Source organism: Enterococcus sp. DIV1059_2 (genome assembly GCF_051713685.1).
GTDB lineage: Bacteria > Bacillota > Bacilli > Lactobacillales > Enterococcaceae > Enterococcus_D > Enterococcus_D casseliflavus.
Genome location: NZ_JBIOQK010000001.1, coordinates 3,694,531 through 3,710,997 on the forward strand (window position 1 = coordinate 3,694,531; position 16,467 = coordinate 3,710,997).

A 16,467-nucleotide genomic window follows, 5' to 3' on the forward strand; every position below is an offset into this window, starting at 1 on the left:
TTCTCACTCTCTTACGTATTTCTTTATGAGGGGGTACGAAAAATGACGATTTTCGTGTTTTTTTTAGGCGCTTTACTCGGCTTCTTTTGGCTTTTGCTCTTACAAACCCTGTTTTGGAATCTACCAAAAAGTGATTCTCGTTCTCACTACCAGAAAGTGAACAAAGTTTCGGATAACCATTGGTTTCTTCTCCTTCCTACAAGATGGCTTTCACCTCCGTTTTATTGGGTTTTCGCCTGCTTGTGCTATGGCGGACTTTGCGGGTTTGCCTTTCATGATTCCGAAAGCTTCCTGACCTTTGTCTGGCTGACCAGTGCCTTTTTACTCAGCTTGACCGACTTGATAGACTATAGCGTCTACCCGCAACTGCTGTACCCCGCCCACCTGCTTCTCGCGCTGGCACAGCTTAGAAGCGGCGCTTCTTTTCAATGGCTGTCTTTAGGCTTACTGGTTCCACTGGTCTTTTTTGTCTGGCAGGAAAAAATGGGCGGCGGCGATCTCTTAGTGCTGGCAGGCTGGGGCACTTGGCTAGCGCCAAAGACACTTTTGGCCCTCTTACTAGTAGCCAGCAGTCTTGGTCTCCTCGCTTTTTTTAGCTATCAAGGCATCTGGAAGAAACGATTGGCACAGTTGCCCTTCGTCCCCTTCTTGAGTCTGGGTTTGCTGATTGTTCGCTTTCTAGCGTTTCATACTTTTGACGGTTTTTTTCTTTGAAGTGAAAAAAAACAGGACAGGAAAAAGCGGGACAAGTTGGCCTCATCCCGCTTTCTCTTTCTGCTCTGTTGCTTCCCCTGCCTATGATAACGGCGTCCGTTTTTTGCGATCAAGGTAGATGCCTACTGCGATCACTACTAACAACAGTCCAAGGACGACCCAACCAGCGGTCGTAGTGTCATTGGTTTTCGGTAAGTTGTCAGTTCCCGGCTTCGGTGTTTTGCCTTCTTTGACATGGTTGTTGAATACAATCTCTGCCGTTTGCTCCGCTTCAGCTACTAATTTTCCTGCTTGTTCTTTGACGGTGACCGTTACTTGATAGGTGGTTTCATCATAGATGATCGTGGCGTCGTTGCCAGCTTTTTCACGAATCGTGTAACGATGTTCCCCAGCATCGTCATACGTCAATGCATCAAAGGTAATCGTTCCATTTGCGTCATTGCGTTGGGTTTGCAGAACCTTTCCAGCTTCATCCACTAATTCAAATGCGAATTCGTTGGCTTGCAAGTCTCTACCCGTCAAGACTTTCTCGGCACTTAGTACGACACTGCCTGCTTGTGGTTGGTAGCTGTTTTCAAAGACTTGATCGCCTTCGTATTCGGCAACTGCCGTGAGCTGTCCAGCTTCATCCGTTACAGTGACAACTACCGCCAGTTCTTTCCTATCGTACGTAATCGTGCCATCGATTCCTGCTTTCTCACGGATGGTATAGTGGTACTCACCTGTTTCCTCGTAAGGGAGCGCGTCAAAGTAGATCTTGCCAGTGGCGTCATTGGCTTTTGTTTGAAGTACGTTGCCTTCTTCATTGACTAGTTCAAAATCGAATTCATTTGCTTGTAGCGTACGACCAGTTAAGACTTTCTCGGCACTTAGTAAGACACTGCCTGCTTGTGGTTGATAGCTGTTTTCAAAGACTTGATCGCCTTCGTATTCGGCAACTGCCGTGAGCTGTCCGTCTTCATCCGTCACAGTAACGACTACCGCTAGTTCTCTCGTATCGTAAGTGATGGTGCCATCGATTCCTGCTTGCTCACGGATGGTATAGCGGTATTCGCCTGCTTCATCATATGTGAGAGCATCGAAACTGATTTGTCCAGTTGCGTCATTGGCTTTTGTTTGAAGAACAGTTCCGTCTTCATTGACTAGTTCAAAATCGAATTCATTTGCTTGTAGTGTACGACCAGTTAAGACTTTCTCGGCACTTAGTACGACACTGCCTGCTTGTGGTTGATAGCTGTTTTCAAAGACTTGATTGCCTTCGTACTCTGCCACTGCGGTCAACTGTCCATCTTCATCCGTCACAGTGACAACTACTGCAAGTTCTTTTGCATCATACGTGATCGTACTATTGTTGCCAGCTTGTTCACGGATGGTGTAATGATACTCACCTGCTTTGTCATATGCAAGAGCATCAAAGTAGATCTTACCAGTGCCGTCGTTGGCTTTTGTTTGAAGAACGTTCCCTTCTTCATCCACTAGTTCAAAGTCGAATTCATCTGCTTGTAAGGTACGACCTATCAAGACTTTCTCGGCACTTAGTACGACACTGCCTGCTTGTGGCGTATAGTCGTTTTCAAAGACTTGATTGCCCTCATACGTTGCTGTTGCCACCAGTTGACCGTCTTCATCGGTGACTTTCACAACAACGCCAATTTCTTTCGTATCATAGGTAACGGTACTATCTGCACCAGCTTTTTCCCGAATCGTATAGCGGTATTCGCCGATTTCGTCATATGTCAATTCATCGAAATAGATTTGACCAATTGCGTCATTGCTTTTCGTCTGTACTACATCGCCTGCTTCATCGACTAGTTCAAAGGCAAACTCGTTGGCTTCTAACGAGCGACCCGTCAACACTTTCTCTACATTCAAGACCACACCGCCAGCTTTTGGCGTATAGTCATTTTCAAAGACTTGATTGCCTTCGTATTCGGCAACTGCCGTGAGCTGTCCGTCTTCATCGGTGACGGTCACAACTACCGCAAGTTCTTTTGCATCGTAAGTGATGGTGCCGTCAGTTCCTGCTTTCTCACGAATGGTGTAGTGATACTCACCTGTTTCCTCGTAAGGGAGCGCGTCAAAGTAGATCTTGCCAGTGGCATCATTGGCTTTTGTCTGAAGTACGTTGCCTGCTTCATCGACTAGTTCAAAATCGAATTCATTTGCTTGTAAGGTACGACCAGTTAAGACTTTCTCGGCACTTAGTACGACACTGCCAGCTTGTGGTTGATAGCTGTTTTCGAAGACTTGATTGCCTTCATATTCCGCTACTGCGGTCAACTGTCCGTCTTCATCGGTGACGGTCACAACTACCGCAAGTTCTTTTGCATCGTAAGTGATGGTACCGTCAGTTCCTGCTTTCTCACGGATGGTGTAGCGGTATTCACCTGCTTTATCGTAAGGAAGAGCGTCAAAGTAAATCTTGCCCGTGGCATCATTGGCTTTTGTCTGAAGCACAGTTCCTGCTTCATCAACTAGTTCAAAGTCAAATTCTTCTGCCTGCAAGCTTCGACCCGTCAAAATTTTCTCAGCATTCAAAACGACACTGCCAGCTTTTGGTGTATAGTCATTTTCAAAGACTTGATTACCTTCATAGACTGCTGTCGCAATCAACTGATTGTCTTCTTCTGTCACCGTCACAGTTACCTTTAGTTCTTTGTCAGTATAGGTGATGGTTGGATCATCGCCGGCTTTTTCCCGAATCGTGTAATGGTAATCGCCAGGCTCATTGTAAGTGATGTCGTCAAAGGTGACTTGTCCGTTACCGTCATTGGTTTGGGTTAGAATCACAGAGCCAGCTTCATCCACCAGGTAGAAAGTAAATTCGCCGTCTTTCAGCTCGCGTCCATGAAGCAGCTTCTGGACATTCAAAGCATGGGTCGTTTCTTTGATTTCTCGCTTGTTGGCTAGCTCAAAGACATAATTGACTTCTTTATCAGAGATAGTGAAGGTGTACTGAGTCGCATCTCGTTCGTATCCTTCTGGTGCGGTGATTTCTTGGATCATATAATCGCCGTAACGCAGATTGTCGATCCGATCAATGGCGTTGCCGTTTTCCATGATCTGATTGTTTTTGACCACCAGATTCGACAAGATGACTTCATAGGTATTTTGCGCATTTTTGCGGCTTAATTGGAAAATCGCTTCTTCATCGATCCCTCGTTCTTTGGTGCCATCGGCATCGTATTTCACGATCGTCAAGGAGCCGTTCGTACCAGAAGAGGTTCCGCTGCCGTCTGTCGATTTGATGGTGATTTCTTTGGTCACTGTGTGAATCTCGATCTCACTACCCGTTAAATTGACACTATTGGCCACCCGTTCATTGTTCAAAATCCCAGGATCAAGCTGTGTTTGATAAACGATAAAGTACGGTTTATCAATCATTTCTTCAAAAGCGATCACTAACGATTGCGTCCCTGCTACCACATCCGAGGTGATTTTCGGATTGTCCTCGTTGGTGAAGGTGACTTTTTCTCCTTTTTCCCACGTGCCATTGTTTAAGACCGCTTCATACACATCTACGATCACGGCATCGTTGGCATCGCGTAAAAAGGTGTGCTGATTGTAGTTGATGGTATCGGTGACTACCGCATTGTGGATTTTGCGACTGTCAGCGTTGATCATGATTTCCCAATCGATCAACCGATTGTTGTCGGCATTCTGGCTGCCGTTTTTCATCAACCAGTCCGTTTTCGCGGACTTGTCAACTTGACCATTGGCGGTCAACGTTGTGTCATTGTCTATCAATGTGATGGTATTTTTGTAGGTAAATACCTCTTCAGCTGCTTCGGTTGCCAAGAAGACCGCCAGTGTTTCAGATGTTTCTTTCAGCAAGGTGATCGTAACTTTCTTCGTATCAGGATCATAGGTGTAGATGTAATCCTCGTTCTCCACCAATTGTTCTTTCAGTGCTCTGACTTGCGTCGTAGACCCAGTTACTGTGACCGTGTAAAGCGCCAAGTCTTTCAAGGTTTGGCCTTCTTGCAGCTGGTCAGTGATGACTGCATCTTTATTGATTTTTTCTTTGTACGTATTGAATAGCCCCATCCAATAGACTTGATCGCTAGAAGCGGTCTGCTCATCAAAAATGGTTCCTAGGTCTCGATTAAATACGGTTTTAATCGCTGTGGCGACATCTTCGCCTTCGCCAATAAATAGTCCGTATTTCAAAGCATTTTTTAACCAACTGGTGTCCATCCATGTATTGGTTTCAGAAGCTTCCGTGAACATATTGCCGGCTTCGTCTTTATAATGGACAAACGCTGCATTACTAAAACGTCCGGTAGAGCTGCCCGGTAACGTACCCTGTTGCACGATATCAAAGCTGGTTTTGAAGTTGACAGTGATCGTTGCCGAAGTCGTTTGGTACGCCCCTTGCAGCTTAATGCGAAAACCTGTCTCAAGTTCCTTCGTTGTGCCGTCCGTCAGTGTTTTCGTTTCTTTGATCAGCTCCAGCGTATAGTCGGTATCAAGGACCAAAGGCTCGGTCACGCCGCTCGCCGTCACTACCAGCGTATCCGCCAATAAGGCCAGTGCGCTGCTGTTTGCCCCAGAGATCAATTGATAGCGGTCTTCGATGATCAGGTCGCTAACTGTTTGCTGATTCGTATTGGCATCAATCTTCCATGCGACAGTCTTCGTCTCATAATCTTTGGTGCCAGCTGTTTTCACGACACCGATCGTTTTGGTTGGCGTCACGATCCCACTGCCCGTCAACGAGGTATTTTGATTGTCGCGGATCGTTGCGTAGTTGTAAATACGGGTATCGGCTAAAACCGATTCATACAGCTGGGTATCGTATTGAATCTTGTAGTAACCAGCTTTGGCAAACGTGATACCAAAGCGTACGATTTCCCCCTCTTTGTCCAGCTGGTACGTCCCATCAAAGGACCAATCTTCTGCTGGAATCGAGTTACCATCTTTGTCTGTGATCACCAAAGTCTCTGGCACAAAAAAGTGCAGGGCTTTTTCAGGATCCGTTCCTGAATAGGTCTGATCCAAAACTTTGGCTTGGTCTTTGTCCAATGTGACGGAAATTTCCCATGACGCACGTTTCGTTTCTTGATCATACCCTTTAAACCGTTTGTATTCTGATTGTTCATCATAGGTCACCGTTGCTTCTGCGCTTTTCTCGGTAAAATCACTGCCGTTGATTGTTGCCGTGTTTTTGAAAGAAGAAGCCGTTGGATCAGTGACCGCACTATTGATGACGATGCGGACCGGTTGATCGACGGTTTGATTGAAGGTAAACGTGTTGTTGACGCTGTTAAAGGTATATAAGCCATCGGTACGAACCCACTCTTCGGTAGCTTCATCGTACAAGTAGCCCGTCGAGGTACTATAAGATAAGCCTTGAGGCATCTTATCGGTGATCACCACATCGTGCAATTCACGACTGGTTTGGTTAAAAATAATTTCCCAAACCACTGAACCGCTGGAAGTCACATTACCAGTCTTAATGATATCGACTTCATAAATCGGCAATGTAATGATGATCTCATGACCATCTTCATCGTAGATCCCAGTATGAATCGTCACTTCTTCAGTAACAGTACTCACACTTAATTCCGTGATTAGATCAATGGTCCCCGAACGATTGGATAATGTCTGTGCGGCCTCATTAAACGTGACAGTCAATGTACCATCATGATCCAAGGTAAAGGTTCCGATCGATTGTCCGCCAGAACGAGTCAATTCGCCGCTAACAGTATTATGAATGGCAAAATAGTCTGGCAATTGATACGTATAATAATCGCCTGCGCGAATTTCTTCCGTGTCTGCTAACGACCAGTCAAAATGGATTTTGATGTTGCCGTTATACATCGGTGGATTTTCGGCAGTGAAGGGTTGATCGTTTAAGTCAGTGATCCGAACATTATCAAATAGCTGCACGCCCCGTTCATTTAGGTTGGCACTAAGATTCCCCGCGGTAGCCGAAGCTTCCGTTTCCGTCTCAGCATCTGGTGCTCGCGGTTGAATACTGTTTTGATTCAATGTCGAAGATGCTTGGGTTTCTTGACTCTCGCTAGGGACGGTAGTTGGTGCTTCTGTAGATTGAGTAGTCGTAGGTTGTGTTTCCTCTGTCCCAGATGAGTCCGTCGGTGCTTTTTCCGAATCGATCGTTTCGCTCTCTGCTTCGCTACTTGCTAGCGTTTCTGTCGTCCGTTGCGTGCTATCGGTTGCGTTAAGTGCTTCCGCCAATATGATCGTTGGTTCACAAACAATTGAACCAAGCAACACCAGCAAACATATATAGATAGAAAATGGCTTTTTCATGATTATTCATTCCTTTTGTATAAAATTTTTTTATTCAATTGATTTCGGAAGTGCTCCACGAATAAAATTGTTCAACAGTGAGCAAGATATCCCAACAAACAACTGCTTTTTTCCCCCTCCCCATGATTCTACGATTTAGGTCTCTGCTACTTGCATCAAACGTGTTACTACTATCCCACACTTCTATTTTCCCAAATTATCACGTGGTGATGTATTCAAAAAAAATTCAACAGGTAATTTTTTTGAATACATGTAAAAACGTGATACTATTTAGTCAAAAGGAGGCTTGGAGGAAAATATGTTACGGAAATTGTTATCATCCACTTCACAAAAGAAACTACAGCTGATTGAGTATTTATTGGACGATCAAGGGACCAGTCTTCACGATTTAGCACTGAAATTTTCTATCTCCATGTCCTCAGCAAAAACCTATATCGCAGAAATTGACAATGAATTTTCGTTTCTGGACTTACAATTTGATGATTTTTCAGCGGTTCGCTTGCACTTACATCCCTTTGCTACTCGTTTGGATATTTACAGCCACTTTTTGAACCGTTCTTCTGCGTTTCAATTACTGGAAATATTGTTTTCTTCCAGTTTTACCAGTTATGATATGCTGGCGCTGGAATTAAATTTAAGCAAATCATCGATTATTCGTTTAATTAAGAGGATCAACTTGATTCTGGCTCCTTTTGATTTCTTTATCGCAACCAAACCTATCCAGTTAAAAGGCAATGAAAAGAATATTCGCCAATTTTTTCTGATTTTCTTCTTGGAGAAATACCAATATGAATTTATCGACGCCAACATCAATCAAGAACAGGAATTTTTGAAAATCGCCCATATTATGGCAGCAGCGACGCCCTTAAATCTCTATTTTTCCGATATCAAAAAGATCGCTTTTGTCATCTATATCAATACGAAGCGTGACCGTTTTGCTGCCTCTGAAACCAATGCGGATCATATCGAGTATTTTTTAGAAAAAATCGACTTGAGTGAATTTACTGGCTACACCCGTGCCTATGTAGAAAAAATGGTTGGCTATGTCACGACGCACATTGGGCAAGACCCCGCTGTCTTTCGCAAAACCAAACAAGAATTTTATCATTTGACGAAACAATTGTTTCGAAAATACAACTACCGTGAAAGCAATTTTGAAGAAAAGCTGGATGCCGTCGTCTTTTCCTATTTTCTTGGGATCAATCTGCAGATTCCTTACTGCATTTTGGATGATCGCTTCGCCCGCTTTGTTGCTAATTGTGATTTTGTTCAGCAAGCAGTCAACCAAGACATCGTTCAGCTTTTGACCCATTCGAGTTTACCGATCATTCGACCAAGTACGATCAATTACCTGATTTATATTTTTCATACTTCTTTTCCCAATTTTGCCAAAGAAATCATCGAGGCCAATGCTGACTTTCACTTAGCCTTGTTCTATGATACGAATAGTTACCATACGGAATTTATCCAGACGAAAATCCAACAGTTTATTCCTTATCAGCTAACAATCACGATTTTAAATCCTCTGGACTCGTTTTCTCTGACCAAACTGGACGAGACTTATGATTTGATCATCGGCAATTTGACCCCCTCGTGCAGAAAAAATGTGTTTCATTATGCAGACATCAACCTGACTTCAAATGACTTGGCTTTTATTGCGCAGCAGATTCAGGAAAAAGGGATCGCCAATTTACAAAAACGGCAGGAAGACCGATGAAAAACAAAAAAGCCCCTCAAAAGGAGCTATTGAAGTGCTATCCCTTCAGAAGTTAGAGCAACTTCTGAGGATATAAGCTTCGTTTCACTTTTGGCGGGGCTTTTTAGTATGCCAAGAGCGTTCAACATTTGATCCTATATAACTACAAAAAAAGCTTGCCATTCCGAAGAATGACAAGCTTTTCCGTCACACTGAGTCAATCAGGTGCTGGGCATTGATTAGTTTTGGCTGTTCAATGCGTCTTCAGCAGCCATTTGTGCTTCGATGTCTGAGATGCTGTAGACATTTTCGCTGGCAACTGTTACTTCTTTTGGTTCCATTTCACGGTAACGAGGCATACCAGTACCAGCTGGGATGATCTTACCGATGATTACATTTTCTTTCAATCCAAGAAGAGGATCTTTCTTGCCGCGGATCGCTGCATCGGTCAACACACGAGTGGTTTCTTGGAAGGACGCAGCAGACAAGAAGCTGTTGGTTTCCAAGGATGCTTTCGTGATCCCTAATAGGACTGGACGGCTAGTTGCAGGAACGCCGCCGGCTACCAATGTGTCGTAGTTGCGGTCTTTAAAGTCGGCGATATCCAACAATGTTCCTGGCAAGATGCCTGAATCACCTGGATCCATGACGCGGACTTTACGCAGCATTTGACGAACCATTACTTCGATATGTTTGTCGCCGATTTCTACCCCTTGCATACGGTAAACGCGTTGAACTTCTCGTAATAGGTAGTTTTCAACAGACAAGACATCGCGAACTTGTAACAGTTGTTTTGGATCGATCGATCCTTCCGTCAATGGCGCACCACGATGGATAAAGTCGCCTTCTGCTACTTTCATCCGGGCAGTATAAGGAACGGTATACGTACGCGTATCGGTTTCCCCTTTGATGGTCACTTCTTTGGTCCGAGTTGAAGGGTCTTCTGAGATATCGATGACTTCTCCGGTAACTTCGGTAATGACCGCTTGTCCTTTCGGATTACGGGCTTCAAAGATTTCTTGGACACGAGGGAGACCTTGCGTGATATCGTCTCCGGCAACCCCGCCGGTATGGAAGGTACGCATGGTCAACTGAGTACCAGGTTCACCGATTGATTGGGCAGCGATGGTACCGACTGCTTCCCCAACTTCAACTTCAGAACCAGTGGCTAAGTTGCGGCCATAACAATGTTTACATACACCATGTTTGGTGTTACATGTGAAGACAGAGCGAATGGATACTGTTTCGATGCCAGCGTCCACGATGGCTTTAGCTAAATCTTCAGTGATCAATTCATTGACCCCTAGAAAGACTTCGCCAGTTTCAGGATGGATCACTGATTTACGTGTGTAACGTCCAATCAAACGTTCTTCTAAGGATTCGATGATTTCGTTTCCTTCGCGAATTGCTTGAATGTCTAAACCACGGTCAGTACCACAATCGTCTTCACGGATGATGACATCTTGGGCAACGTCAACTAGACGACGTGTCAAGTAACCGGAATCGGCTGTTTTCAAGGCGGTATCGGTCATCCCTTTACGGGCACCATGGGTCGAGATAAACATTTCCAAGACAGATAGACCTTCACGGAAGTTTGAGATGATCGGCAATTCCATGATTCGTCCGTTAGGCGCGGCCATCAATCCACGCATCCCAGCAAGCTGAGTAAAGTTGGAGATGTTACCACGGGCACCGGAATCAGACATCATGAAGATTGGGTTTTTCGCTTCCAATGATTCCATCAGTTTTAACTGAATTTCATCTTTGGCTGCATTCCAAACACCAATAACTCGTTCATAACGCTCGTCATCGGTAATCAAACCACGACGGAATTGTTTCGTGATCGTTTCTACTTGTTTGTGGGCATTGTCGATGATGTCATGTTTTTCGTGCAAGTTCATGATATCAGCGATACCAACGGTGATACCTGCCATTGTTGAATGGCTGTATCCTAAGTCTTTCATGCGGTCAAGCATGCGTGACGTTTCAGTGATGCGGAAACGTTTGAAGACTTCTGAAATGATGTTTCCTAAGTTTTTCTTCTTGAATGGGCCAACAAGCTCTTGTTCTTTGATGAAGGCAGGCACATCTGTACCAGCTTCAATAAAGTACTTGTCTGGTGTTTGAACCGTCAAGTTGTAGTCAGTCGGTTCGTTCAAGAATGGGAATTCTGGCGGCATGATCGAGTTGAAGATCACTTTACCTACCGTTGTTACCATCAAGCGTTGTTTTTGTTCAGACGTGAATGGTTTGTCCCCTAAAGTGTTTGGATTGATGGCGATCCGTGTGTGTAAATGCACGTAGCCATTGCGCCATGCCGTAACTGCTTCGTCCATGTCACGGAAGATCATGCCTTCCCCTTCACGGCCTTCTTCTTCCATCGTCAAGTAGTAGTTCCCTAGGACCATATCCTGAGATGGTGTTACAACTGGTTTTCCGTCTTTTGGATTCAAAATGTTTTGGGCTGCTAACATCAGCATACGTGCTTCTGCTTGCGCTTCTTCGTTCAATGGTACGTGAACGGCCATTTGGTCTCCATCGAAATCGGCATTGTAGGCTTCACAAACAAGTGGGTGCAAACGAATGGCACGGCCTTCAACTAAGACTGGTTCAAATGCTTGGATACCTAATCTGTGAAGCGTAGGTGCCCGGTTCAATAGCACTGGATGTTCTTTGATGACATCTTCTAAAACATCCCAAACTTCGTCTTCTTGACGTTCGATTTTGCGTTTGGCATTTTTGATGTTTGACGCGATTTCACGAGAAACAAGCTCCCGCATCACGAATGGTTTGAACAATTCGATCGCCATTTCTTTTGGCAGACCACATTGGTACATTTTCAGGAATGGACCAACGACGATAACTGAACGACCTGAGTAGTCGACCCGTTTTCCTAGCAAGTTTTGACGGAACCGACCTTGTTTCCCTTTCAACATGTGAGAAAGAGATTTCAATGGGCGGTTCCCTGGCCCTGCGACTGGACGGCCGCGACGACCGTTATCGATCAAGGCATCGACTGCTTCTTGCAGCATCCGTTTTTCATTTTGAACGATGATGTTTGGTGCATTCAAGTCTAACAAGCGTTTCAAACGGTTGTTACGGTTGATTACACGACGATACAAGTCGTTCAAGTCACTTGTGGCAAAACGTCCACCTTCTAATTGCACCATTGGGCGCAAATCAGGCGGGATAACTGGGATAACGTCCATGACCATCCAGCTTGGTTTGTTTCCTGAAGCACGGAATGCTTCTAAGATATCCAAACGGCGGATCGCACGGGTCCGTTTTTGACCAGTTGCGTTTTTCAATTCTTCTTTCAATTCAGCAACTTCGCCTTCAAGATCAACGCCATCTAATAATTGTTTGATGGCTTCGGCACCCATCGCTGCTGAAAATTCTTGACCGTATTGGTCACGTTTTTCACGGTATTCCCGTTCAGTCAATAGTTGTTTTTTCTCAAGGCTGGTGTTTCCTGGTTCAATCACTACGTAAGAAGCAAAGTAGATGATTTCTTCCAATGCACGTGGGCTCATGTCTAAGACAAGACCCATCCGTGAAGGAATGCCTTTGAAGTACCAAATGTGTGATACTGGTGCTGCTAGTTCAATGTGTCCCATGCGTTCACGACGCACTTTTGAACGTGTTACTTCCACGCCGCAACGGTCACAAACGATACCTTTATAGCGGATCCGTTTGTATTTGCCGCAAGCACATTCCCAGTCTTTGGTTGGACCGAAAATACGCTCGTCAAACAACCCTTCGCGTTCAGGTTTTAACGTACGGTAGTTAATGGTTTCTGGTTTTTTTACTTCACCATAAGACCAGCTTCTGATTTTTTCAGGAGAAGCCAAACCGATTTGCATACTTTCGAATTTATTTACATCGATCAAAAAAGGTTCCCTCCATTTCATTTCATGGACATATCCGATAGAACGGGGGCTATTTCCGCTAGTGGCGGAAATAGCGAGGGCCGTCTATTATTGCAAGCGATCTTCTGCTGTCTCGATTTGTTGGTTCAACGCGTCGGCGGCATTTTTAGCTTCTGTTTGTGCTTTTTGTTCTAATTCGCGGGCTGTTTGTTGCTCCGCAAATTTTGTTAAGGCATCAACGGTGATCAAATCATCATCGTCATCATCCATATCACGTAGTTCGATCTCTGCATCATCGATATCTAGGACACGCATGTCTAGACCTAGTGATTGCAATTCTTTTACTAATACGCGGAATGATTCTGGTACACCTGGTTTTGGAATTGGTTCCCCTTTGACGATTGCTTCGTATGTTTTCACACGACCAACCACGTCATCTGATTTGTAGGTCAAGATTTCTTGCAAGGTGTAAGCAGCACCGTATGCTTCCAGTGCCCAAACTTCCATCTCTCCGAAACGTTGTCCACCAAATTGGGCTTTTCCTCCCAATGGTTGTTGAGTAACCAATGAGTAAGGTCCAATGGAACGGGCATGCAATTTATCATCGACCATGTGGGCCAATTTGATCATGTACATGACACCAACGGAGATGCGGCCATCAAATGGTTCGCCGGTACGTCCGTCGTAAAGCACTGTTTTGGCATCGCTGGCCATTCCTGCTTCAGCAACCGTTGCCCAAACATCTTCATCGCTGGCACCATCAAAGACTGGTGTTGCCACGTGAATGCCTAGTTGACGCGCAGCCATTCCTAAGTGTAACTCTAATACTTGTCCAATGTTCATCCGAGAAGGTACCCCTAATGGGTTCAGCATGATATCGACTGGTGTGCCATCTGGTAAGAAAGGCATGTCTTCTTCTGGCATAATGCGAGAAACGACCCCTTTGTTTCCGTGACGTCCGGCCATTTTATCCCCTTCATGGATTTTCCGTTTTTGAACGATATAAACGCGAACCAGCATGTTCACACCTGGTGACAATTCATCGCCAGCTTCGCGGGTAAAGATTTTGACATCGTGGACGATTCCGCCGCCGCCGTGAGGCACGCGTAGAGAAGTGTCACGCACTTCGCGGGCTTTTTCACCAAAGATTGCGTGCAATAAACGCTCTTCTGCTGAAAGTTCCGTTACCCCTTTTGGCGTGACTTTCCCAACAAGCAGATCGCCATCTTTGACTTCCGCACCAATGCGGATAATCCCCATTTCGTCTAGGTCTTTCAATGCGTCTTCCCCAACGTTCGGGATTTCGCGAGTGATTTCTTCAGGTCCTAATTTTGTGTCGCGGGCTTCTGATTCATATTCTTCAATATGGACAGAAGTGTAAACATCATCTTTCACCAAACGACGGCTCATGATGATGGCATCTTCATAGTTGTACCCTTCCCAAGTCATGAATGCGACTAAGACGTTTTGTCCTAGTGCCATTTCGCCTTGTTCCATAGATGGGCCATCTGCTAAGATGTCGCCTTTTTCCACTTTTTCACCAAGTGCTACTAATGGACGTTGGTTGTAGCTGGTTCCTGAGTTTGAACGACGGAATTTGGTAACAGAATAAACGTCCAATGCGCCATTGTCACGACGAACGCGCACTTCGGCTGCATCCACGTATTCTACGATCCCATCATGTTTACATAACAAAGCAGCTCCTGAGTCATGTGCTGATTTGTATTCCATACCAGTACCAACCCAAGGTGCTTTCGGATTGATCAATGGTACTGCTTGCCGCTGCATGTTGGCACCCATCAAGGCACGGTTGGAGTCATCGTTTTCCAAGAAAGGAATACATGCGGTTGCGACTGCGACTACTTGTTTTGGTGATACGTCCATGTAGTCGACTTTATCGATCGAAACTTCCAAGTTTTCAGAAGTAGCACGCGCCATAACAACGTCGTTTACGAAAGAGCCGTCTTCATTTAACAAGCTGTTTGCTTGGGCCACAACGTAGTGGTCTTCGGTATCGGCAGTCAAGTAATCGATCTTATCAGTAACACGGCCTGTTTCGCGGTCAACTCGACGGTATGGTGTTTCAATGAAGCCATACTTGTTGACTTTGGCATAAGAGGCCAAGCTGTTGATCAACCCGATGTTTGGTCCCTCAGGCGTTTCGATCGGACACATACGGCCATAGTGGGAATAGTGAACGTCTCGGACTTCATAGCCGGCACGGTCACGGGTCAAACCACCAGGTCCTAAGGCAGATAGACGACGTTTATGGGTCAACTCACCCAGTGGGTTTGTTTGGTCCATGAACTGTGACAACTGAGAAGAACCAAAGAATTCTTTGATACTTGCGACAACCGGACGAATATTGATCAATTGTTGCGGTGTCAAGGTTTCGGTGTCTTGGATCGACATCCGTTCACGCACGACACGTTCCATCCGAGCAAGCCCGATCCGGAATTGGTTTTGCAATAATTCACCAACAGAACGAATCCGACGGTTTCCTAAGTGGTCGATGTCATCGACATTGCCAATGCCTTCCATCAAGTTGAAGAAGTAGCTCATTGAAGCAATGATGTCTGCTGGACGAACCGTACGTGTAGCAGTATCTGGATAGCCATTACCGATCACGTTGACTTCTTGTTCTGGATCTTTTGGTGAAAAGACTTTGATGACTTGGACGGTCATTGGTTCGGTCACGACCCCATCTTCTGATGGATAGTACGTTACACTGTTTAGGCCATTATCGATAAATGCGCCTAGTGTTTCCATGACTTGGTGAGTCAAAACAGTGCCTTTTTCAACAATGATCTCGCCTGTTTCAGGGTCAACCAAGGTTTCTGCTAAGGTCAAGTTCAATAGACGTGTTTTCAAGTCTAATTTTTTGTTTACTTTGTAACGACCAACATTTGCTAAGTCGTAACGTTTTGGATCGAAGAAACGTGCGTTCAGCAAGCTACGTGAGCTGTCTGCTGTTTTTGGCTCGCCTGGGCGAAGACGTTCGTAAACATCTTTCAATCCTTCTTCGGTACGAGAATCGCTTGCGTTTTTATGCAAGTCTTTTTCGATCGTGTTGCGCAATGATTCACTGTCGCCGAAAATTTCAAAGATCGTATCATCAGAACCAAACCCTAGGGCACGGACTAAGACCGTCAAAGGAATTTTACGGGTACGGTCAATCCGTACGTAAGAGATATCTTTGGCATCAGTTTCCATTTCTAACCACGCACCGCGGTTAGGGATAACAGTTGAACCAAAGCCTTCTTTGCCGTTTTTATCGACTTTGCCATGGAAATATACACCTGGAGAGCGGACCAACTGAGAAACGATAACCCGTTCTGCCCCGTTGATGATAAAGGTTCCTTGTTCAGTCATTAATGGGAAATCACCAAAGAATACTTCTTGGGATTTGATTTCCCCAGTTTCACGGTTCGTCAAACGCAAAGTAACATGTAATGGTGCCGAATAGTTTGCATCATGGGCACGGGCTTCTTCTACTGTATACTTTGGTTCTTTCAATTCATAATCCACAAATTCTAGGGACAAGTTACCGTTGAATCCTTCGATTGGCAAAATATCTTCAAACATTTCTCTTAGGCCCTCATCTAGGAACCATTGGTAAGAGTCGGTTTGAATTTCAATCAAATTCGGTAATTCTAATACTTCACTGATCCGTGCGAAACTTCTACGTTCGCGATGCTTTCCGTATTTTACTACGTGTCCAGCCAAGCTCTTCACCTCTTCATAAAGTCTTTCAAAAAGGCTATCCGATTATTTACAAAACTGTAACAAATATTAAATATAGGTTACAGAAAGCATTTTTTGCGGCTTTTAGGCAAAAAAAAACCAAAAATAGAACGGATGCATTGGGCATTTTCTACTTTTGTTTCCTTATTCCTAAGCCGAAACGGACAA

Annotated in this window: 5 protein-coding genes; 2 read left to right on the plus strand and 3 right to left on the minus strand. The window is 44.9% G+C overall.

Annotated features, from left to right (window positions below):
• Positions 1–42 precede the first annotated feature (42 nt).
• Positions 43–714: a prepilin peptidase gene (locus IGI72_RS17565; RefSeq protein WP_438755001.1), complete on the plus strand. Its 672-nt coding sequence runs from the start codon at positions 43–45 to the stop codon at positions 712–714.
• An 81-nt stretch (positions 715–795) separates the two neighbouring features.
• On the opposite strand, the gene IGI72_RS17570 is transcribed toward IGI72_RS17565, so the two are convergent.
• Positions 796–6,990, minus strand: a complete 6,195-nt coding sequence (locus tag IGI72_RS17570) for a Spy0128 family protein (RefSeq protein ID WP_438755003.1) — start codon at positions 6,988–6,990, stop codon at positions 796–798.
• A gap of 298 nt (positions 6,991–7,288) precedes the next feature.
• On the opposite strand from IGI72_RS17570, the gene IGI72_RS17575 reads away from it, so the two are divergent.
• Complete coding sequence (locus IGI72_RS17575; protein ID WP_438755005.1) at positions 7,289–8,707, plus strand: helix-turn-helix domain-containing protein; 1,419 nt, start codon at positions 7,289–7,291, stop codon at positions 8,705–8,707.
• A 218-nt stretch (positions 8,708–8,925) separates the two neighbouring features.
• On the opposite strand, the gene rpoC is transcribed toward IGI72_RS17575, so the two are convergent.
• Both rpoC and rpoB read right to left on the minus strand, forming a co-directional pair.
• Positions 8,926–12,576 carry a DNA-directed RNA polymerase subunit beta' gene (gene rpoC, locus IGI72_RS17580; RefSeq protein ID WP_438755007.1) on the minus strand — a complete coding sequence of 1,217 codons (3,651 nt, stop codon included), beginning with the start codon at positions 12,574–12,576 and terminating at the stop codon, positions 8,926–8,928.
• An 87-nt stretch (positions 12,577–12,663) separates the two neighbouring features.
• Positions 12,664–16,281 (minus strand): DNA-directed RNA polymerase subunit beta, encoded by a 3,618-nt coding sequence (gene rpoB / locus IGI72_RS17585; protein ID WP_008381746.1) that lies wholly within the window; start codon positions 16,279–16,281, stop codon positions 12,664–12,666.
• Between the last annotated feature and the right edge of the window lie 186 nt (positions 16,282–16,467).